Below are 22,102 nucleotides of genomic sequence, written 5' to 3' on the forward strand. Positions count from 1 at the left end.
GCCGGCATTTTGCGGCGCAGGATGTTCATCACAATGCCCTGCGTCGCCTCACGAAAGCCGAGATAGACGCCAAAGAACGCGGTCATCACAGCGAAAATATTGAGGATTACGCTGACAATTTTGACCCAGCCCGCGCCGTCACCGCTGATAAACTGTGCTGCGATTGCCAGGGCGGAAATATTCTGCTCGTAGGCTTTTACCGCCTCGTCGTGCCCCATCGCCAGGGTGAAGGAGACAGCGTAGAAAAAGACCGTCACAAACAGCACGCCAAAGGCGATATTCATTGCCCGCAGCGCTTTATGACGCGCCACCTCAACGGATTTTTCCCGTGAACGATAGGAAATCACCATCGGGCTTAATGTCTGAATAAACAGAATGGAGGTTAAGGTGAAAGGCAGCGTAATAATGGCGTTTTTAATCAGCAGCCCCATTGGCGGCAGCATGCCGACGTTGGCTAAATGCCAGAGGCCAATCATCGAAAGCCCCAGCGCCGCCACCACAAATAATTTGGTCAGCACCATCAGGCTGGAGACTTTAAACAGCAGCTTTTCACCGCGCGACGAAATGGCGACCAGAATGCAGATCAGGAATAAGCCGTATAACGGATTTTCCGAGAGCAAACCGTCGGTTACGCCGAAGGTGTGTAAATAGGATGCGCTGTCGTTGGTAATGGCCGTCGAATAGACAAACATCCAGATCACCAGCATCACGAAATAAAGTGCACCCAATAAGATGCCCCAGTTTTTGCCTAAATATCCGCTAATAACGCTCGGATAGTCTTTACATTCCGGTGATTCCGCCAGCGTATTAATAAACAGGCGCTGGAACAGGTACATGGCCGGATAACCAATTATCGACGAGAGTAAAAATACCCATAGTCCCATTAATCCAACCTGCACCGGAAGAAAAACAATGCCCGCGCCGATAGCCATCCCAATACTCATGATGACCCAGCCCGTATCGGTGCTGTCGAATTTAATCGCCTCTCGCCATTCGCTTTCGCTCATTCCCGCCCGCCTTGCCGCAGGGGAATCACTCACAATCACACTGCTGTTTGTTGCCATATTCATTGGGCACTCGCTTATTTTGTAGGGTAACGATTTGTTTTTATAAGGTTCCGATCGCCAGCGATTGCGAGTCAGAGGGTGCAGGTGTGAGTTATTGGTATGGGGAGATCATATCCGGAGCGCGGGAGAAAAAAGTCACAACTTTTATAGGGATTTCCTAATGCAAGAGGAAAATATTACTTCGGGATAGCAGAAAAGAGAGTGAGTTTTCTAAAATTGACGGTGTTCACAAAATTAAAAGCCTCCTCATCTGAGGAGGCTGAAGATGGGGCCTGTGTTAGATCGCCTGCGTAAACGTCCTCGAAATCACGTCCTGCTGCTGCTCGCGCGTCAGAGCGTTAAACCGCACCGCATAGCCTGAAACGCGGATCGTCAGGTTCGGATAGTTCTCCGGATGGGCGATGGCATCCAGCAGCATCTCCCGGTTCATCACGTTGACGTTCAGGTGCTGCCCGCCCTCGATGGTCGCTTCGTGGTGGAAGTACCCGTCCAGCAGCCCGACAAGGTTGGTTTTGCGCACCAGCTCGTCCTTGCCCAGTGCCTGCGGCACGATGGAGAAGGTGTAGGAGATCCCGTCTTTGGCATAGGTGAACGGCAGCTTGGCGACCGAGGTCAACGACGCCACCGCTCCTTTTCTGTCGCGCCCGTGCATCGGGTTGGCGCCAGGCGCAAACGGTGTACCGCCGCGACGTCCGTCCGGCGTGTTGCCGGTCTTCTGCCCGTAAACCACATTGGAGGTGATGGTCAGGATCGACTGCGTCGGCACGGCGTTGCGGTACGTCGGCAGCGCCTGGATTTTCTTCATAAAGCGCTCAACCAGATCGCAGGCGATACTGTCCACGCGATCGTCGTTGTTGCCGTATTGCGGATAGTCGCCTTCGATGACGAAATCGACCGCCAGACCGGTGTGGTCGCGCACCGGTTTTACCGTGGCGTACTTGATGGCCGACAGGGAATCCGCCGCCACCGACAGCCCGGCAATGCCACAGGCCATGGTGCGGTAAACGTCCCGGTCGTGCAGCGCCATCAGCGAGGCTTCGTAGCTGTATTTATCATGCATGTAGTGAATGAGATTCAGCGCACTGATGTACTGCACTGCCAGCCAGTCCATGAAGTGATCGAGGCTCGCCATTACGGTGTCGTAATCCAGTACCTCATCCAGCAGCGGCTCGGTTTTCGGCCCCACCTGGATCTTCAGCTTCTCATCCACCCCGCCGTTAATCGCGTACAGCAGCGTTTTCGCCAGGTTGGCGCGTGCGCCGAAGAACTGCATCTGCTTGCCGATCACCATCGGACTGACGCAGCAGGCAATGGCGTAGTCGTCGCTGTTAAAGTCGGCACGCATCAGATCGTCGTTCTCGTATTGCAGCGAGGAGGTGACGATCGAGACCTGCGCGGCGTATTTCTTGAACGCGATCGGCAGCTGTTCGGACCAGAGGATCGTCAGGTTTGGCTCCGGCGCAGGCCCCATGGTGTGCAGGGTATGCAGATAGCGGAAGCTGTTTTTGGTCACCAGCGTGCGCCCGTCCAGCCCCATGCCGCCGATCACTTCCGTGGCCCAGATCGGATCGCCGGAGAAGAGCGTGTCGAACTCCGGCGTGCGCAGGAAGCGCACCATGCGGATCTTCATGATGAAGTGGTCGATCAGCTCCTGGGCCTGCACCTCGTTCAGCCTTCCTGCCTGCATGTCGCGTTCAATGTAGATATCGAGGAACGAGGCCGTGCGCCCCAGCGACATCGCCCCGCCGTTCTGGGATTTCACTGCGGCAAGGTAGGCAAAGTAGACCCACTGCACCGCTTCCTGCGCATTCATCGCCGGACGTGAAATATCAAAGCCATAGTTCGCCGCCATCTGCTGGATCTGGAGCAACGCACGTTTATGCTCCGCCAGCTCCTCGCGCAGGCGGATCGTGGCCTCCAGATCGTCTCCGCGCTCCAGTTTCCCCTGGAGATCGGCGAACTGAAGTTCACGCTCGCGCACCAGAAAGCTAATGCCGTACAGCGCCACGCGACGGTAGTCGCCGATGATGCGTCCGCGCCCGTAGCCGTCCGGCAGACCGGTGAGCACGCCGGATTTTCGGCAGCGCATCATCTCCGGGGAGTAAACGTCAAATACGCCCTGGTTGTGGGTTTTGCGCAGGTCGGTGAAGAGATATTCAAACTGCGGATCCATCTCGCGACCGTAGGCTTCGAACGAGCTGCGGATCATATTGATCCCGCCGTACGGATGCAGGGCCCGCTTGAGCGGCTTGTCGGTTTGCAGGCCGACGATCGTCTCCAGCTCCTGGTCAATATAGCCCGGCCCGTGCGCGGTAATGGTGGTGGCGATGTTGGTGTCAAAATCCACCGGAGCGTGGGTGGCATTCTCCTGGCGAATACCGACCATCACCTTCTGCCACAGCGCCGTCGTTGCTGGCGTCGCCTGCGCGAGGAAAGCTTCATCGCCTTCATAAGGGGTGTAGTTATGCTGAATAAAATCGCGCACGTTAACGGCGTTTTTCCATTCTTCACCGCAAAACCCGGCCCATGCGTCGCTGTAAGGCGCGACGCCCGTATCGATTGTTACTTTCATCAGATTCTCGCTTTATCAGGCGTAAGCCGCAGCCGGGGTGACCTTCCCAAGACGGAGGGCGTCCAGCGCGATCATTTTTTCTTCATTGGTAGGGATCACCGCGCAGGCCGCGCGTGACGACTCGGTGGAGATCACGCGCTCACCCGCGCTGCCCGGCAGGGCATTTTTGGACTCGTCGAGGATGATGCCAAACACCTTCAGGTGCTCCACCACCAGCGCGCGTATGAGCACAGAGTTCTCACCGATCCCGCCGGTAAACACCACGCCATCCAGACGGTGCAAGGACGCGGCATGACCGGCGATATGCCGCGCTATGCGGTGGACAAAGGTCTTTATCGCCAGCCGCGCCCGCTCGTTGCCGTCATGCCAGGCTTTCTCCAGCACGCGCAAATCGGAGGAGATGCCGGAGAGCCCCAGCAACCCGGACTCTTTATTGACCACGCGCTCCAGATCCTCGAACGTCTGGCCGGTCTGCCGGGCAATCCACGCCATCGCGCCAAAATCTACGTCGCCACAGCGCGTGCCCATCACCAGTCCTTCAAGCGGCGTCATCCCCATGGACGTGTCCACGCTTCTGCCGTTACGCACCGCGCAAATGGACGCCCCGTTGCCGAGATGGGCAATCACCAGGCCGCTGTCTTCGGCGGAGAGCCCGAGAAGCGCGTGCGCCTGCGCCGCCACGTAGCGGTGAGAGGTGCCGTGGAAGCCGTAGCGGCGCACGCCCAGCTCTTCAAAATAGCGGTACGGCAAGCCGTACAGATACGCCTGCGGCGCCATGGTCTGGTGGAAGCTGGTATCAAATACCGCCACCTGCTGCACCCCGGGGAAGAGTCGCTCTGCGGCTTCCACGCCGCTCAGGTTAGCGTAGTTATGCAGCGGCGCCAGCGGGGAGACCTGGCGGATCTGCTCCATCACCTCTTCCGTGATCAGGGTCGACTCGCTGAAGAGATCGCCGCCGTGGGCAATGCGATGGCCAATCAAAGCCACGCTGCCCATCAGGTCGCGCTTCTCCAGCTCCAGGGCGATGGCGGCCAGCGCCCCTTCGTAGTCCTGGTGAGCCAGTCTGACCGGCTCACCCCCATTGACGGAAATAAAGGCTTTTTCAGTGTTGACGCCGTCCGCAATGCCCGTCATCAGAGCATCGCAGCTTGCGGCGTCCAGCACCGAGAACTTAACAGAGGACGATCCGCAGTTAATGACCAGTACTACCGGAAACTCAATCATGGTATGGCTCCGCTCTTCCTGAGCTTTGGTTTAAAACAGTTTGTACACGATGTTCAGAATGGTCAGCAGGCCGACCACGGTTACGAAGATGTTCTCGGTCCGGCCTTTGTATTTCGCCAGCGCAGGCGCCTTGCGGATGGCGTACATCGGCAGCAGGCACAGCAGAGAGGCGATAATTGGCGCGCCCATGGCTTCAATAAGGTCCAGGATGTTCGGGTTGGCGTAGGCCACAATCCAGGTGGAGCCCATGATGAAGACCATGCTGATGGTGTTCAGCTTGCCGACGGAGACGCTCTTCTTGTCGCCTTTGTAGCCGAACTTAACGATCAGGCCGTTCAGCCCCTCCAGCGTGCCCAGGTAGTGGCCGAAGAAGGATTTAAAGATAGCGACCAGCGCGATGATGGAGGCGCCGTATTCCAGCACCGTGGCGAACGTGGATTTACTGCCTGACATCGACGCAAAGTGGTTCGCCAGGTAAGAGAGCACCGGAATGTTCTGCGCTTTGGCGTCCGCCATGTTCTGCGGAGAGAGCGTAAACAGGCAGCTAAAGGCGAAGAACATCACCACCGCCACCATCAGCAGGCTGGCGCGACCGATGATTTTGGAACATTTCTGCTCGGTGAATTCTTTACCAAACTCCGGCTCGTACTCTTCGCGCTTGGAGACCACAAACGAGGAGACGATAGGCGAGAAGTTGAAGGAGAAGACCATAATGGAAATCCCCAGCCACACCGTGACAAGAATGCCGTCATGACCGGTGAAGGCGATATCGCTCAGGTTAACCTGGTCGATCACCGCTGAGTTCCAGTACGGGATCAGCGAGAGAGAAATCAGCACCAGGCTGGCGATGAACGGGAACACCAGGTAGCTCATCACCTTCACCATCAGGTCTTTACCGAACCAGATCACAAAGGCCATCAGCAGCAGCAGGAACAGCGCTACCACGCCGCGGTTCAGGGCAGGCATCTGGAGCTGGTTTTCCCAGAAGGTCATAAAGGTGTTGGTAATGGTGACGCCGTAAATCCACAGCAGCGGGCAAATAGCAAAGAAGTAGAGGAAGGTGATCACCACCCCGCCGGTCTTACCAAAATGCTCTTCCACCGTTTCGGTGATGTTGCCGGAGACGTTACTGCCGGACAAACACAGACGCGCCAGCGCGCGGTGGCAGTAAAAGGCAATGGGGAACGCCAGAACCAGCATCAGCAGAATAGGGATCAACCCCCCAAAGCCTGCGCGGATGGGGAAGAACAGCACGCCAGCGCCAATGGCGGTACCAAACAGGCCGAGCGTCCAGGTGGTATCCGATTTACGCCAGGAGGACGTTTTTGTCTGGCCAACGATAATGCTTTCTGTGTTGCTCATAGGTCACCTTTATGCGTCAACGAAGCCGGTAATTTGGGAAACACGGGAGAGATCAATATTGCCACCGGAAATAATGCAGACGGTTTTACGGCCCTGAATATAATGGTCCAGCTTGCCGCTTAATAACGCCGCGCACGCCAGCGCGCCAGCACCTTCCGTAACCACTTTATTTCGCTGAATAAGCGCGATCATGCTGTTGCGAATCTCGTCTTCGCTGACCAGCACAATGTCGTCAACCAGTTCACGAACGATTTCGAAGGTTAAATTACCCGGGCGAGACACGTCGCAGCCGTCCGCTAATGTGCCGGTAATGCGGTGGTTCGTTATTTCACCGGTCTGATACGACGCCGCCATTCCGTGCACGTTTTCAGACTGCACGCCGATAATATTGATAGTTGGGTTGATGGATTTAATTGCTGTCGCAATACCGGCAATTAAACCACCGCCGCCGATGGGGACAATCACGTTATCCACGTCGTATAAATCTTCGAGGATTTCCAGGCCGATGGTGCCCTGACCGGCGATCACTTTCGGATCGTCGTAAGGCGGGATAAATATGCGCCCTTCCATCTCGACGATTTCGCTCACTTTGGCGATAGTGTCGTTAAAGTTCTCGCCGTGCAGCACCACTTCGGCGGAGTAGTCGCGCGTGGCGGCCACCTTGGATTTCGGCGCGCCCATAGGCATTACCACTTTGCCGTCGATGCCGAGCATGGCGCAGGAGAGCGACACCCCCTGCGCGTGGTTCCCTGCGGAACAGGCAACCACGCCCTTGCGTTTTTCCGCATCGGTCAGCGAGCTTAATTTATTAAACGCCCCACGTATTTTAAACGAACCGGTACGCTGCATATTTTCAAATTTCAGGAATATCTCACCCTTACACCGTTCGCTCAGATAATTTGAACGCGGCATACCGGTTTTATAGATCTTTCCCGCCAGTCTTTTTCTGGCGTCCTGAATATCTTCAATGGTCACCGGGAGATCGTAAGTAATGTGCATAATATCCTCGTTATAATAATTCATTATTTTCAGGCAAAGTCAGGGTATCAGAGCGTTAAAAAGCGTCGCTCCGGGTGTTTTAAATCATCATTATTTCTATCGTCGTTTTTCGGTATTCATCGACGAATATTGTTTTGCCAGTTCAACTAATACAGACGCCGATTTTTTAATACTGTAATTTTTTGACCACACGGCGGCATAACGCGCCACGGGTAATTCATCTTCCACCGGCAGGACAATAAACTGGTCCGAGCCGAATGGCGCAATCATGTCACGGGGGATCACCGTCAGGTAATCGGCATTGAGAACAAGGTTATAGATGGTGACGACGGAATCGGTCTGGACGATGTTTTCAATGCTGATGTGGTTATCTTGCAGGGTGGTCAGGAGTTCGTTGTAGTAGCCCATATCGGTTTGCGGCATCACCCACTGCTCGTGCGTGAGCGATGCCAGTCTGGTCGGGCCGGTGCACGTTCGTGATTTACTCGCCACCAGCACAAACTCAGATTCAAAGAGTGGCTCAACGTGAAGATCCTGGAGCAACATCCCGTCGCTCAGCGTGCCGATGGCGAAATCCAGCCGGCCATCGCGAATGGCGGGCAGGAATGAAGAGAGCTGCGCTTCATACATTGAGACGCGCGCCTTCGGGAACACTTCCTTGAATTTTTTGATCATCCCGGACAGAAAGGTGAAGCCAATCAGCGACGGATAGCCGAAGGAGACGTCCATGACGGTACTGAAACTGAGGCTGTTGATCTCGCTCACCATGTTTTTCATTTCGCGGGTGATCGACTCAGCGTAGGACAGCAGCACCTGACCGGCGGCAGTGAGTTTTACGCCGGTGTTTTTACGCACCATCACTTCCACCCCAAAGTAAGATTCGATGTCGCTGATGATTTTGCTGACGGCAGGTTGCGTCAGCCCCAGTTGTCTTGCAGCAGAACCTATAGAGCCACTTTTGATGACTTCCTGAAATACCACGAGGTGCTGTGTTTTCGGTAGAATAATAGTATTCATAATATTCTGCGCTTATTTCCCTATGACGCAGCGGATTCTACCCAATATTGTTTCAGGGGGTATGTGCTGTTACTCACAATTTGCCAGGATGCCCTTTTTACAACCACATTTAAAATCGATTTATAATCTTATTATTCAAACAGTTAGATAGCTAAAAATACGCAATTACGCTGATATTGATCAACAAAATCCGCGGTAATAAATTTATTTTATGGCAATAACCAGCATGAATTTTTTTGCCTTAACAATATTAATAAAGACTATCTTTCAGGCAATTAAAGGTTAATAAACCATCATTATTCTTTTAAAACATTTTTGTGGTTTATCAACTTTATCAGGAATATTTTCTCAGCTTCCGGTTAAAGAGTGGGATATATCACACATTCACCAGAAGAATGTTTTTAGATTCAATATTAAATTATCAAATGAATAACATTTAGCATCACTGATTCAACATTCACAACATCTGTTCAACACTAAAATTTTCTAATTTTATAGCGTTAAATTTTGTGATTACGATCATGCGCAGCAGATGAAAGGAACGCATAATCGGTAAAGCAGTGAAATGTGCTTGGCGTCGCAAAATTGAGAATTGATGTCGTTTGGCGCTTCGCTGACCCGGCATGCAACCTTCAGAAAACAAAAACCCCGCCGAAGCGGGGTTTCGTAAGAAGTTGAAGCTGACCGATAAGCCGGGTTCTGTCGTGGACAGTCATTCATCTAGGCCAGCAATCGCTCACTGGCTCAAGCAGCCTACCCGGGTTCAGTACGGGCCGTACCATGTGAACCCCTATTTGGCCTTGCTCCGGGTGGAGTTTACCGTGCCACGGACTGTTACCAGCCGCGCGGTGCGCTCTTACCGCACCCTTTCACCCTTACCTGATCCCGCTTACGCGGGCCATCGGCGGTTTGCTCTCTGTTGCACTGGTCGTGGGTTTCCCCCCCAGGCGTTACCTGGCACCCTGCCCTGTGGAGCCCGGACTTTCCTCCCCTCCGCCCGTCTCCCCCGAAAGGGACGACGACGAAGCGGCGACTGTCTGGTCAGCTTCGGCGCGCAGTATAGAGGGTTTGCGCGCCGCTGTCACCCCTGGCTACGCATGCCTACCTGCAATGTGGCCGCGATATTGCGCGAGGCGCGGTAAATGTTGTCGTACGCTCCCTGGAACGCCTCTTCCAGTGAACCGATGCGGGTCAATACGCTGAACACCGCGTCGATGCCGTACTGATGCACCACACCCACATCCTGCGTCAGACTTCCGGCAATCCCTATCACCGGCTTATGGTATTTTTTGGCGACGCTCGCCACGCCGACGGGCACTTTGCCATTAATGCTCTGGCTGTCGATGCGCCCTTCTCCCGTCAGCACCCACGTGCAGTCGTGAATATGTTCTTCAAGATTGAGCGCCTGAGTGACAATCTCAATGCCGCTTTTCAGCTCAGCGCCCAGGAAGGCCATCAGCGCCGCGCCCATGCCGCCCGCCGCTCCTGCCCCCGGAACCGGGTTGACGTCAATGCGCAGCGATTTTTTGATCACCTCGGCGTAGTGGCTAAGACTGGCGTCGAGTTCGAGGATCATCTCCTCCGTGGCGCCTTTTTGCGGGCCAAAGATACGCGACGCGCCGCTTTCACCGACCAGCGGATTCGTCACGTCACAGGCGACGCGGATTGCGCACCCCTGAAGACGCGGATCAAGATCCGAAATATCAATACGGTTCAGCGCCATCAGGCTGCCGCCGCCGTAGCCGATCTCCGTCCCGTTCGCATCCGTAAACCTCGCGCCCAGCGCCTGCATCATACCCGCGCCCCCATCGTTGGTTGCGCTCCCGCCGATACCGATAATGATGTTGCGCGCGCCTTTATCCAGCGCGCGGAGGATCAGCTCCCCCGTCCCGCGCGACGTCGTGACCAGCGGGTTACGCTGCGCGGGAGGAACAAGTACCAGGCCGCTGGCGGCGGCCATCTCGATAAACGCGGTGGTACCGTCGCCCGAGATCCCCCAGCTGGCCTTCACCTTTTCCCCTAACGGGCCGGTGACGACAGCCTGCTGCCAGGTGCCCTGCGTCGCGGCGATCATCGCTTCAACCGTACCTTCTCCGCCGTCAGCAACGGGAACAGACACGTAATGAGCGTCGGGGAAAATTTCCCGAAATCCTTTTTCTATCGCCTGCGCCACCTCAGTGGCAGACAGGCTTTCTTTATAAGAGTCTGGCGCGATTACGATTTTCATAGTTGTATGCCTGAGCCGTAGGCCCGGTAAGCGTAACGCCACCGGGCGGGACGTCATTAGCGAGCAATTTCAACCTTCGCCAGCTTTTCGTAATAGCACGCTAACGCGCTGTGATCGGCGGTGCCCAGACCGTCCGCACGCAGCGCCTGCATCATCTCCATGACGGCGGCAGTCAGCGGCAACTGCGCGCCCACGCCGTGGGAGGTATCCAGCGCATTCGCCAGATCTTTAATGTGCAGATCGATGCGGAAGCCCGGCTTGAAGTTACGATCCATCACCATCGGTGCCTTGGCATCCAGCACGGTGCTGCCCGCAAGACCACCGCGAATGGCCTGATAGACCAGATCCGGATTAACGCCCGCTTTGGTGGCCAGCGTCAGTGCTTCGGACATGGCCGCGATGTTCAACGCCACAATCACCTGGTTTGCCAGCTTGGTGACGTTGCCTGCGCCTATTTCACCGGTATGCACCACGGAGCCAGCCATGGCTTTCATCAGGTCGTAGTATTTGTCGAACACGGCTTTATCGCCCCCCACCATCACCGACAGAGTACCGTCGATGGCTTTCGGTTCGCCGCCGCTGACCGGCGCATCCAGCATCTCCACGCCTTTCGCTTTCAGCGCCTCGCTGATTTCGCGGCTCGCCAGCGGCGCGATAGAACTCATGTCGATCACCACCAGACCCGGCTTCGCGCCGTCGATAATGCCGTTCTCACCCAGCGCCACCTCTTTCACGTGCGGGGAGTTTGGCAGCATGGTGATAATCACGTCGCACTGCTCGGCGAGCGCTTTTGCAGTTGTCGCCGTTTCTGCGCCAGCCGCAATCACTTCTGCCACCGCGTCTGAATTACGATCTAAAACCACCAGTGAGTAACCTGCTTTGATGAGGTTTTTGCTCATTGGTTTGCCCATGATACCCAGGCCAATAAAACCCACTTTCAGCGTCATAATCTGTTTCCTCAATGATGGTTATTTTTTAAAAGCGTCTGCTAATTTCTGCGTGGCGGCGCGGAATACGCCGAGGTCGCTGCCGACGGCGACAAACGTTGCGCCCCACTCCAGGTAGCGGCGGGCATCAGCTTCCACCGGCGCCAGAATGCCGCACGGTTTACCGTGCGCTTTGGCACGGGCAAAAATGTGCTGGATTGCCCGCTGCACGTCCGGGTGGCTGGCGTTGCCCAGATGACCAAAGGCGGCCGCCAGATCGCTCGGGCCGACGAAAATACCGTCGACACCTTCGGTCGCGGCAATGGCGTCGACGTTATCGACCCCCTGCTGGCTCTCGATCTGAACCAGAATGGTGATGTTCTTGTTGGACTGGGCGAAATAGTCCGGCACGGTGCCAAACATGTTGGCGCGGTGCGAGACAGACACGCCGCGGATCCCTTCCGGCGGATAGCGGGTGGCAGCTACGGCCAGCACCGCTTCTTCTTCCGTTTCAACAAACGGGATCAGGAAGTTGTAGAAGCCGATATCCAGCAGACGCTTGATGATCACCGGCTCGTTGGTAGGTACACGCACCACCGGCGCGCTGTGGCTGCCTTTCAGCGCCATCAGCTGCGGAATAAACGTGTTGATATCGTTTGGCGCATGTTCGCCGTCCAGCACCAGCCAGTCGAATCCGGCCAGGCCCAGCACTTCGGTGCTGATGGGGTTGGCCAGCGCAGACCAGCAGCCAATCTGAATCTGATGCGCCGCAAGGGCCGCTTTAAATTTATTCGGGAAGATGTCGTTACTCATTACGTATACCTTTTTTAATTCCGCAGTTTTAGCCAGTAGCTTTTCTTATTTATTCCGACTCAGCGTCAGCGTTATATTTATTTACTGACTGAATTTTGGCGTTATAAAATCGTCATTCAGTATAATCGTCACCACCCGGCAGCACATTGTCTCAATGCTCAATTATCCAACGGGGTTAGCACGCTATTTTGAGCATTTGCCCAATGCAGTGGGCGCTGATGCACAGAATCAACGATTAGTGTTTCGGGAGCGATCGCGATCACATTCTCACTTTTCCTCTCCTGACATTCTTTATTTCCTCAATAAGAAACGATTAACCATCTGGCTATATTTAGTATCAGATATTTTGCTGGAGATGAGTGAACAATGGCCGATATTGAAATTCGACAGGCGGCGCCGACGGCGTTCTATATAAAAGTGCACGATACCGATAACGTGGCGATTATTGTCAACGACAATGGCTTAAAAGCGGGTACCCGCTTTCCGGACGGGCTGGAGCTGATTGAGCACATTCCGCAGGGGCACAAAGTCGCACTGGTCGATATCCCGGCGCAGGGCGAAATCGTGCGCTACGGCGAAGTCATCGGCTATGCGGTGCGCGCTATCCCGCAGGGTAGCTGGATTGAGGAGTCGCTGGTTGAGCTGCCCACCGCCCCGCCGCTGGAGACGTTGCCGCTGGCTACCCGCGTCCCTGAGCCGTTACCTCCGCTGGAGGGTTATACCTTCGAAGGTTACCGCAACGCGGATGGCAGCGTGGGAACCAAAAACCTGCTTGGCATCACCACCAGCGTGCATTGCGTGGCGGGTGTCGTGGATTACGTGGTGAAAATTATTGAGCGCGATCTGCTGCCGAAATACCCCAACGTTGACGGCGTGGTGGGGCTTAACCACCTGTACGGCTGCGGCGTGGCGATCAACGCGCCCGCAGCGGTCGTGCCGATCCGCACGATCCACAATATCGCCCTTAACCCGAACTTTGGCGGCGAGGTGATGGTGATTGGCCTCGGCTGTGAAAAATTGCAGCCAGAACGCCTGTTGCAGGGTACTGAGGATGTGAAAGCCATTCCGGTTGACGAGGCCAGTATTGTGCGTCTTCAGGATGAACACCATGTCGGCTTCAGATCGATGGTCGACGACATTTTACAGGTGGCAGAGCGCCATCTGGAGAAGCTGAACAAACGTCAGCGTGAAACCTGCCCGGCCTCTGAACTGGTGGTCGGGACACAGTGTGGCGGCAGCGATGCGTTTTCCGGCGTCACCGCTAACCCGGCGGTAGGTTATGCCTCCGATCTGTTCGTGCGCTGCGGCGCCACGGTGATGTTCTCTGAAGTCACCGAGGTGCGTGATGCTATCCACCTGCTCACGCCGCGCGCCGTCAACGAGGAGGTGGGTAAACGCCTGCTGGAGGAGATGGCCTGGTACGATAACTATCTCGACATGGGCAAAACCGACCGCAGCGCCAACCCGTCTCCGGGTAACAAGAAAGGCGGCCTGGCGAACGTGGTGGAAAAGGCCCTCGGGTCGATTGCCAAATCCGGCCAGAGCGCGATTGTGGAAGTGCTCTCACCTGGCCAGCGACCAACCAAACGCGGTCTGATCTACGCGGCAACGCCTGCCAGTGATTTCGTGTGCGGCACCCAGCAGGTAGCATCCGGCATTACGGTACAGGTCTTTACCACCGGACGCGGCACGCCGTACGGCCTGATGGCGGTACCGGTGATCAAAATGGCGACCCGCACCGAGCTGGCAAACCGCTGGTATGACTTAATGGATATCAACGCGGGCACCATCGCCACCGGGGAAGAGAGTATTGAAGAGGTGGGCTGGAAGCTGTTCCACTTCATTCTGGATGTGGCAAGCGGGCGGAAGAAAACCTTCTCCGATCAATGGGGATTGCATAACTCGCTGGCGGTGTTTAACCCGGCACCGGTGACGTGATGGCCCCTCACCCTGCCCTCTCCCCACCGGGGAGAGGGTAAAAAAACCGCACCGAGCAGTCCCCTCTCCCCTATGGGGAGAGGGTTAGGGTGAGGGGAAAAGCCTCTTTAGACCAGCACCACATCGATCCCGCTTTTGCGTAACCCTTCCAGGCTTTCCGCCGGAATACCTTCATCAACGATAATCATGTCGATCCGCTGAGTATCAATGATTTTATGCAGGCTTGAACGGTTAAACTTGCTGGAATCAGTGACAACGATAATACGCTCCGCCACCTCGCACATTTTCCGGTTCAGACGGGCTTCATCCTCGTTGTGCGTACTCACCCCCCGATCGAGATCGATGGCATCGACGCCCAGGAACAGCAGGTCAAAATGGTAATTCTGTAAGGACTGCTCCGCCTGGTCACCATAGAAGGACTGCGACTGACGGCGCAAGTGCCCGCCGGTCATCAGCAGCTCCACTCCCTCCGCTTCCAGCAGCGCGTTTGCCACGTTCATCCCGTTGGTCATGGCAATGACATCGGTATGCTGGCGCAGCATGCGGGCAATTTCAAAGGTTGTGGTGCCGGAGTCCAGAATAATGCGATGACCCGGCTTCACCAGTTCAGCCGCCGCCTGCGCGATGCTGCGCTTCACAGCCGTATTAAGGGAACTTTTGTCCTCAACGGACGGCTCCACGCCGGGGGCATTGCCTTCGCAAATCAGCGCGCCGCCGTAAGCGCGAACGGCAATCCCCTGCTTTTCCAGAAAGGCCAGATCGTTACGGATCGTCACCGTCGACACGCCGTATAAAAGAGAAAGATCGTTAACCTGCACGCTTCCCTGCGCCCGCAACCGCTGAATGATCTGCTCTCGCCTTTCACTGGTGCCGGTGATGCGCTTCTCTGCGGATGAATCGGTGCTGCTCATACGAGCTCCTTAGTAAATAAACTTTCGTTTCATTTCGTTTTGCTTATTAACGCCTTTCTTTTGAGGGAATGCAAGCCCTGTATGGTGAGCAGACGCAAGCTTAACCGCCGCTGAAACCTTTCATTATGTTTCTTTTGTGAAACAGATCGGAAAACTATTATCTTTCGTTTTATTTTTACCCCACCATAATGCAGTATCAAATGAAACAAAACGAAAGATGAATACCAACACCATCCGAAATGGAGAGGAAAGTGAAACATCTGACAGAAATGGTGGAACAACATAAACGGGGGAATACAAACGGGATTTACGCCGTCTGTTCCGCACATCCATTGGTACTAGAAGCTGCAATTCGTTACGCCCATTCACAACAGACGCCTCTGCTGATTGAAGCCACCTCAAACCAGGTGGATCAGTTTGGCGGCTATACCGGTATGACGCCCGCCGATTTTTATGGGTTTGTCTGCAATCTGGCGGGATCCCTCGGTTTCCCCACCTCACAGCTGATCCTTGGCGGCGATCATTTAGGTCCTAACCGCTGGCAAAACCTGCCAGCTTTGCAGGCGATGGCGAATGCCGACGATCTGATCAGGAGCTACGTGGCGGCCGGATTTAAAAAAATTCACCTCGATTGCAGCATGTCCTGCGAAGACGATCCGGTTCCTTTAACCGATGCAATCGTTGCCGGGCGTGCCGCTCGGCTGGCTAAAATTGCCGAAACCACCTGTCTCGAGCAATTTGGCGTAGCGGATCTGGTCTACGTTATCGGCACGGAAGTTCCGGTTCCCGGTGGGGCACACGAAACGCTGACCGAGCTTGAGGTCACCACACCAGAGGCGGCACGTGCCACGCTTGAGGCACACCGCCACGCATTCGAGAAGGAAGGGTTAAGCGACATCTGGCCGCGCATTATTGGCCTGGTGGTTCAGCCTGGCGTTGAGTTCGACCATGCGCACGTTTGTGACTATCAACCGCATAAAGCCGTCGCACTGAGCAAGATGGTTGAAGCCTACGACACGCTCGTATTTGAGGCACATTCTACCGATTACCAGACGCCGCAGGCGCTGCGCCAGTTGGTGAAAGATCACTTCGCCATTCTGAAAGTCGGCCCTGCGCTAACCTTCGCGCTGCGCGAAGCGCTGTTCTCACTGGCTGCAATTGAAGAAGAGCTTTTACCGGCAAAAGCCTGCTCAGGACTGCGTCACGTCCTGGAAAACGTGATGCTCGATCGCCCGGAATACTGGCAAAGCCACTATCACGGCGACGGCAATGCCCGTCGCCTGGCCCGCGGTTACAGCTATTCCGACCGCGTGCGCTATTACTGGCCAGACAGCCAGATTGACGAGGCTTTTGAGCGACTGGTACGCAACCTGGCGGATGAACCGATCCCGCTGCCGCTGATCAGCCAGTATCTGCCGTTGCAGTACAGCAAAGTTCGCGAGGGTGCTCTCAGGTCCACACCACGGGAGCTCATTCTCGACCACATTCAGGACATACTCCAGCAGTACCATGCCGCCTGCGAAGGCGTAACGACTCAACACGCATAATTAAAAAGAGGAAAACGCTATGCCAAACATTGTCTTATGCCGCATTGATGAACGCCTGATCCACGGTCAGGTGGGCGTACAGTGGGTGGGGTTTGCGGGGGCGAACCTGGTGCTGGTGGCAAATGACGAGGTTGCAGACGATCCGGTTCAGCAAAACCTGATGGAGATGGTGCTTGCGGAAGGCATCGCCGTGCGTTTCTGGTCCCTGCAAAAAGTGATCGACAACATTCATCGCGCCGCAGATCGGCAGAAAATTCTGCTGGTCTGTAAAACACCGGCTGATTTTTTAACGCTGGTCGAGGGCGGCGTGCCCATCACCCGTATCAACGTCGGAAATATGCATTACGCCAGTGGCAAACAGCAAATTGCCAAAACGGTATCTGTAGACGCGAACGATATCGCCGCGTTTAACGGCCTGAAGGCGGCCGGAGTGGAATGCTTCGTTCAGGGCGTTCCAACAGAGACTGCTTTGGATCTCTTTAAACTGCTCTGAGGGATTCACAATGGAAATCAGTCTGTTGCAGGCTTTCGCGCTGGGGCTTCTCGCCTTTATCGCGGGCCTGGATATGTTTAACGGCTTAACACACATGCACCGTCCGGTGGTGCTCGGGCCACTGGTTGGCCTGATTCTGGGCGATCTGCACACCGGAATTCTGACCGGCGGTACGTTAGAACTGGTCTGGATGGGTCTCGCGCCGCTGGCGGGCGCGCAGCCGCCAAACGTGATTATCGGCACCATCGTTGGCACCACATTTGCCATTACCACAGGCGTGAAACCGGATGTCGCGGTTGGGGTCGCCGTGCCGTTTGCCGTGGCGGTTCAGATGGGGATCACTTTCCTCTTCTCGGTGATGTCCGGCGTGATGTCCCGCTGCGATCGCATGGCGGCTAACGCAGACACCCGTGGTATTGAACGGGTCAACTATCTGGCACTGCTGGCGCTCGGCGTCTTCTACTTCCTGTGTGCGTTTCTGCCCATCTACTTCGGGGCTGAACATGCGAAAACCGCCATTGATGTCCTGCCGGAACGTCTGATCGACGGTCTGGGCGTCGCGGGCGGCATCATGCCAGCTATCGGCTTCGCCGTGCTGCTGAAGATCATGATGAAAAACGTCTACATCCCTTACTTCATTATCGGCTTTGTCGCCGCGGCCTGGCTGAAACTGCCGGTGCTGGCGATTGCCGCGGCTGCGCTGGCGATGGCGCTGATCGACCTGCTGCGCAAATCGCCTGAACCGACGGCGCCTGCGGCCCAGAAAGAGGAATTTGAAGATGGCATCTAATCCAACCACCCTGCCGGGCGTGTCTGAAAGTGAAGAGACGCTGCTGACCGGCGTGAATGAAAACGTCTACGAAGACCAGAGTATTGGCGCTGAGCTAACGAAAAAGGATATTAACCGTGTCGCCTGGCGTTCCATGCTGCTACAGGCCTCGTTCAACTACGAGCGAATGCAGGCCTCCGGCTGGCTGTATGGGCTACTGCCCGCGCTGAAAAAGATCCACACCAATAAGCGGGACCTGGCGCGCGCCATGAAAGGCCATATGGGCTTCTTTAACACCCACCCGTTCCTGGTGACCTTCGTCATCGGCATTATTCTGGCAATGGAGCGTTCCAAGCAGGATGTGAACAGCATCCAGAGCACTAAAATTGCCGTCGGTGCACCGCTCGGTGGCATTGGTGACGCCATGTTCTGGCTAACCCTGCTGCCTATTTGCGGGGGGATTGGCGCCAGCCTGGCGCTACAGGGATCCATTCTTGGCGCCGTGGTCTTTATCGTGCTGTTTAACGTGGTGCATCTCGGCCTGCGTTTTGGTCTGGCGCACTATGCCTACCGGATGGGGGTCGCCGCGATCCCGCTGATCAAGGCCAATACCAAAAAGGTTGGTCATGCTGCGTCCATTGTCGGGATGACGGTGATTGGTGCGCTGGTGGCAACCTATGTGCGCCTGAATACCACACTTGAGATTAAAGCCGGGGATGCGGTCGTCAAACTGCAAACCGACGTGATCGACAAACTGATGCCCGCCTTTCTGCCGCTGGTCTACACCCTGACCATGTTCTGGCTGGTACGCCGTGGCTGGAGCCCGCTGCGCCTGATTGGTATCACCGTGGTGCTGGGCGTTGTCGGTAAATTCTGTCACTTCCTGTAAAAGCAAAGAGGTTGCGATGTTAGGCATTATTTTGACGGGTCATGGCGGTTTTGCCAGCGGGCTGGAACAGGCGATGAAGCAAATCCTCGGCGAACAGCCGCAGTTTATCGCCATCGATTTTCCGGAAAGCTCCACCACTGCGCAGCTGACCGCGCAGCTTGAGAAGGCAGTGAATGATTTGGATGCAGAGCACGATATCGTGTTTCTCACCGATCTTCTCGGCGGTACGCCGTTTCGTGTGGCCTCTACCCTCGCGATGCAACACCCCGGCAGCGAAGTGATCACCGGCACCAATCTCCAGCTTTTGCTGGAGATGGTTCTGGAGCGCGAAGGGTTAAGCAGTGAAGCATTTCGTTTGCAGGCGCTGGAGTGCGGCCATCGCGGCCTGACCAGCCTGGTGGATGAGCTTGCACGCTGTCGCGAGGAAGCGCCCGCCGAGGAAGGGATATGAGCCAGCTGCTGCGCGCGCGTCGTCTGCTTACCGGGCAGGGCTGGCTGGATGACCATCAGTTGCGCATGGATAGAGGCGTCATCACCGCCATCGAGCCGATTCCGGCAGGGGTTAACACCCGCGAGGCAGACCTGCTTTGCCCGGCATACATTGATATCCACGTCCACGGCGGCGCGGGTGTGGATGTGATGGATGATGCCCCCGACGTGCTGGACCGGTTAGCCATGCATAAAGCGCGTGAAGGCGTGGGGGCTTTTCTGCCTACCACCGTCACCGCTCCGCTGGAGGCGATCCATGGCGCGTTACGGCGCATTGCCCGACGCTGTCATGTCGGTGGCCCCGGTGCGCAGGTCCTGGGCAGCTATCTGGAAGGTCCGTACTTTACGCCGCAGAACAAAGGGGCACATCCGCAAGAACTGTTTCGCGAACTGGATCTCGCGGAACTTGATGATCTGATTGCGGTTTCGCAGAACACGCTGCGGGTAGTGGCGCTTGCTCCGGAAAAAGCGGAAGCCCTGAAGGCGATCCATCACCTCAAGCAAAAAGGGATACGCGTCATGCTGGGTCACAGCGCCGCTACATACGCGCAAACCCTGGCCGCATTTGATGCAGGCGCAACCGGGCTGGTGCACTGCTACAACGGCATGACGGGGTTACACCACCGGGAGCCCGGCATGGTTGGCGCTGGCCTTACGGACCCACGCGCGTGGCTGGAGCTTATTGCCGACGGGCATCACGTTCATCCTGGAGCCATGCGGCTGTGTTGTTGCTGCGCGAAGGATCGTACGGTGCTGATTACCGATGCCATGCAGGCGGCGGGTATGCCTGATGGGCGCTATACGTTGTGTGGTGAAAGTGTCGAGATGCAGGGCGGCGTTGTACGCACAGCCTCAGGCGGACTGGCGGGCAGCACGCTCGCGCTGGATGCCGCCGTGCGAAATATGGTGGAGCATACGGGGGTCGCCCCAGAGCAAGCTATCCATATGGCTTCACTGCATCCCGCCCGTCTGCTCGGTATGGATCACTTGCTGGGATCGTTAGCGCCTGGCAAACGCGCCAATATTATTGCGCTGGATGCGGGTTTACACCTCCGGCAGATTTGGATCCAGGGTCAGGCTCTTTCCCTGTAGCCCTTTCACAGTGTGCCCTGTTGGCCTTACGGAAGACGATCGTAAGGCCTTTCTTTTCCTTTCCTTGATTTTCTCCTTTCCTTTCGCGATCACACTTTTCGTTTTATTTCTTTTACGCCATTGAACTTTCGATTTCTTTTCTATAGATTTTATTTAACTGCTAAAGTGAACAAGTGAAACGAAACGAAAGATAGCGACACGTTTGCCAGCGTCTGATGTGGAATTCACACGACTAAGGACTGAGTTATGCCACAAACCACTACCGCCACCACCGGCACCTGGACCGAAAAAGAGATCCGCCAGCAGCCAGCCAGCTGGCTTCGCTCGCTCAACAATATTGATAATCTGCGCGCGTCGATCGACAGTTTTCTGACGCCACTGTTGCGCAAGCCCGATCTGCGGATCGTTCTGACCGGCGCGGGTACGTCCGCTTTTATCGGCGACATCATTGCGCCATGGCTTGCCAGCCACACGGGGAAAAACATCGTCGCGATACCTACGACCGATCTGGTCACCAACCCGATGGATTATTTCAGCCCTGCGCACCCGCTGCTTCTGGTCTCTTTCGCCCGTTCTGGCAATAGCCCGGAGAGCGTCGCCGCCGTTGAGCTGGCGAATCAGTTCGTACCGGAGTGCTACCACCTGTCGATCACCTGTAATGAAGCGGGCAGCCTGTACCAGAATGCCGTCGACAGCGATAACGCCTGCGCTCTGCTCATGCCAGCCGAAACGCACGATCGCGGGTTCGCGATGACAAGCAGCATCACCACCATGATGGCGAGCTGCCTGGCGGTATTCGCACCGGAAACGATCAACAGCAAAACGTTCCGGAACGTGTCCGATCGCTGTCAGGCGATCCTCACTTCGCTTGGCGATTTCAGCCCCGGCGTCTTTGGTAACGAACCGTGGAAACGCATTGTTTATCTGGGCAGCGGTGGATTACAGGGCGCCGCACGGGAGTCTGCGCTGAAAGTGCTGGAGCTGACCGCCGGTAAGCTGGCGGCATTCTACGATTCGCCAACGGGTTTCCGTCACGGGCCTAAGTCACTGGTGGACAACGAAACGCTGGTCGTCGTGTTTGTCTCCAGCCATCCGTACACGCGTCAGTACGATCTGGATCTGCTCGCCGAGCTACGTCGCGATCGTCAGGCTATGCGGGTAGTAGCCATTGCAGCCGAAACGGATCCGGTCATTGAAGCTGGCCCGCATATCCTGCTGCCGCCTTCTCGTTCATTTAACGATATGGAGCAGGCGTTCTGCTTCCTGATGTACGCCCAGGTCTTCGCACTGACCCAGTCTCTGCACGTTGGCAATACGCCAGATACGCCATCCGCCAGCGGTACGGTTAACCGTGTGGTCCAGGGCGTCGTTATTCATCCGTGGCAGGCTTAAGAGGACAGGCTCATGAGTATTATTTCCACCAAATATCTTTTGCAGGACGCACAGGCAAAGGGCTATGCCATTCCGGCCTTTAACATTCATAACGCCGAGACGATCCAGGCGATCCTCGAAGTCTGTAGCGAAATGCGATCCCCGGTGATCCTCGCGGGTACGCCGGGGACGTTTAAACATATTGCGCTGGAAGAGATCTACGCCTTGTGCAGCGCATATTCCCTTACTTATGACATGCCGCTGGCGCTACACCTCGATCACCACGAATCGCTGGATGACATTCGCCGCAAAGTCCATGCCGGCGTACGTAGCGCAATGATCGACGGTAGCCATTACCCCTTCGAACAAAACGTCAAGCTGGTGAAATCGGTCGTC

At 55.9% G+C, this 22,102-nt stretch carries 19 protein-coding genes and 1 other RNA gene; 9 read left to right on the forward strand and 11 right to left on the reverse strand.

The window, feature by feature from the left end; all coding sequences use genetic code 11:
* The 10 genes from HP459_RS09815 to garL form a co-directional block, all read right to left on the reverse strand.
* A partial coding sequence (locus HP459_RS09815; RefSeq protein WP_171936157.1) for a hypothetical protein occupies positions 1-1,070 on the reverse strand: 1,070 nt, incomplete at its 3' end.
* Positions 1,071-1,344: 274 nt separating this feature from the next.
* Positions 1,345-3,639: a formate C-acetyltransferase gene (gene pflB, locus HP459_RS09820; RefSeq protein ID WP_171936158.1), complete on the reverse strand. Its 2,295-nt coding sequence runs from the start codon at positions 3,637-3,639 to the stop codon at positions 1,345-1,347.
* Positions 3,640-3,654: 15 nt separating this feature from the next.
* Positions 3,655-4,863: a propionate kinase gene (gene tdcD, locus HP459_RS09825; RefSeq protein ID WP_171936159.1), complete on the reverse strand. Its 1,209-nt coding sequence runs from the start codon at positions 4,861-4,863 to the stop codon at positions 3,655-3,657.
* A 30-nt stretch (positions 4,864-4,893) separates the two neighbouring features.
* Positions 4,894-6,225: a threonine/serine transporter TdcC gene (tdcC, locus tag HP459_RS09830; RefSeq protein ID WP_154051811.1), complete on the reverse strand. Its 1,332-nt coding sequence runs from the start codon at positions 6,223-6,225 to the stop codon at positions 4,894-4,896.
* A 9-nt stretch (positions 6,226-6,234) separates the two neighbouring features.
* Positions 6,235-7,224, reverse strand: coding sequence for a bifunctional threonine ammonia-lyase/L-serine ammonia-lyase TdcB (tdcB, locus tag HP459_RS09835; RefSeq protein WP_032626468.1), 990 nt, complete (start codon positions 7,222-7,224; stop codon positions 6,235-6,237).
* A 96-nt stretch (positions 7,225-7,320) separates the two neighbouring features.
* Positions 7,321-8,241 carry a transcriptional regulator TdcA gene (gene tdcA, locus HP459_RS09840; RefSeq protein WP_171936160.1) on the reverse strand — a complete coding sequence of 307 codons (921 nt, stop codon included), beginning with the start codon at positions 8,239-8,241 and terminating at the stop codon, positions 7,321-7,323.
* Positions 8,242-8,913: 672 nt separating this feature from the next.
* Positions 8,914-9,290: RNase P RNA component class A (rnpB, locus tag HP459_RS09845), an RNA gene on the reverse strand.
* 32 nt (positions 9,291-9,322) lie between these two features.
* Complete coding sequence (gene garK / locus HP459_RS09850) at positions 9,323-10,468, reverse strand: glycerate 2-kinase (protein WP_155025573.1); 1,146 nt, start codon at positions 10,466-10,468, stop codon at positions 9,323-9,325.
* A 56-nt stretch (positions 10,469-10,524) separates the two neighbouring features.
* Positions 10,525-11,415 (reverse strand): 2-hydroxy-3-oxopropionate reductase, encoded by an 891-nt coding sequence (gene garR / locus HP459_RS09855; RefSeq protein ID WP_063150245.1) that lies wholly within the window; start codon positions 11,413-11,415, stop codon positions 10,525-10,527.
* 21 nt (positions 11,416-11,436) lie between these two features.
* Positions 11,437-12,207 (reverse strand): 2-dehydro-3-deoxyglucarate aldolase, encoded by a 771-nt coding sequence (garL, locus tag HP459_RS09860; RefSeq protein ID WP_003862676.1) that lies wholly within the window; start codon positions 12,205-12,207, stop codon positions 11,437-11,439.
* 366 nt (positions 12,208-12,573) lie between these two features.
* Here garL and garD point away from each other — a divergent pair, with 366 nt between their 5' ends.
* A complete protein-coding gene (gene garD / locus HP459_RS09865) occupies positions 12,574-14,145 on the forward strand; it encodes a galactarate dehydratase (RefSeq protein ID WP_023298704.1) in 1,572 nt (523 codons plus the stop codon).
* Positions 14,146-14,252: 107 nt separating this feature from the next.
* Here garD and HP459_RS09870 read toward each other — a convergent pair whose 3' ends face one another.
* The gene (locus HP459_RS09870) at positions 14,253-15,056 is read right to left on the reverse strand and encodes a DeoR family transcriptional regulator (protein ID WP_015571958.1); all 804 of its coding nucleotides are present in this window, start codon (positions 15,054-15,056) and stop codon (positions 14,253-14,255) included.
* 239 nt (positions 15,057-15,295) lie between these two features.
* Between HP459_RS09870 and kbaZ the strand changes: the two genes are divergently transcribed.
* From kbaZ to HP459_RS09910, 8 genes are all read left to right on the forward strand, one after another.
* On the forward strand, positions 15,296-16,603 hold the full coding sequence (gene kbaZ, locus HP459_RS09875) for a tagatose-bisphosphate aldolase subunit KbaZ (protein ID WP_032677146.1): 1,308 nt from the start codon (positions 15,296-15,298) through the stop codon (positions 16,601-16,603).
* Between the two features lie 19 nt (positions 16,604-16,622).
* The gene (agaV, locus tag HP459_RS09880; protein ID WP_003861728.1) at positions 16,623-17,096 is read left to right on the forward strand and encodes a PTS N-acetylgalactosamine transporter subunit IIB; all 474 of its coding nucleotides are present in this window, start codon (positions 16,623-16,625) and stop codon (positions 17,094-17,096) included.
* Between the two features lie 10 nt (positions 17,097-17,106).
* A complete protein-coding gene (gene agaW, locus HP459_RS09885; protein ID WP_003861730.1) occupies positions 17,107-17,886 on the forward strand; it encodes a PTS N-acetylgalactosamine transporter subunit IIC in 780 nt (259 codons plus the stop codon).
* Positions 17,876-18,754 (forward strand): PTS N-acetylgalactosamine transporter subunit IID, encoded by an 879-nt coding sequence (agaE, locus tag HP459_RS09890; protein ID WP_022649494.1) that lies wholly within the window; start codon positions 17,876-17,878, stop codon positions 18,752-18,754. The genes agaW and agaE overlap by 11 nt, the downstream gene beginning before the upstream one ends.
* A gap of 16 nt (positions 18,755-18,770) precedes the next feature.
* Positions 18,771-19,205, forward strand: a complete 435-nt coding sequence (gene agaF, locus HP459_RS09895; RefSeq protein WP_022649495.1) for a PTS galactosamine/N-acetylgalactosamine transporter subunit IIA — start codon at positions 18,771-18,773, stop codon at positions 19,203-19,205.
* Positions 19,202-20,335 (forward strand): N-acetylglucosamine-6-phosphate deacetylase, encoded by a 1,134-nt coding sequence (gene nagA / locus HP459_RS09900; protein ID WP_150312428.1) that lies wholly within the window; start codon positions 19,202-19,204, stop codon positions 20,333-20,335. Before agaF ends, nagA begins: the two co-directional genes overlap by 4 nt.
* A 246-nt stretch (positions 20,336-20,581) precedes the next feature.
* Entirely contained in the window at positions 20,582-21,727 is a 1,146-nt protein-coding gene (locus HP459_RS09905) for an SIS domain-containing protein (RefSeq protein WP_171936161.1), read from the forward strand.
* A gap of 12 nt (positions 21,728-21,739) precedes the next feature.
* Positions 21,740-22,102 (forward strand): class II fructose-bisphosphate aldolase (locus HP459_RS09910; RefSeq protein ID WP_171936162.1); only part of this gene is annotated, 363 nt, incomplete at its 3' end.

Origin of the sequence: Enterobacter sp. CM29, from assembly GCF_013179605.1 — a bacterium.
GTDB classification, from domain to species: Bacteria; Pseudomonadota; Gammaproteobacteria; order Enterobacterales; family Enterobacteriaceae; genus Enterobacter; species Enterobacter intestinihominis.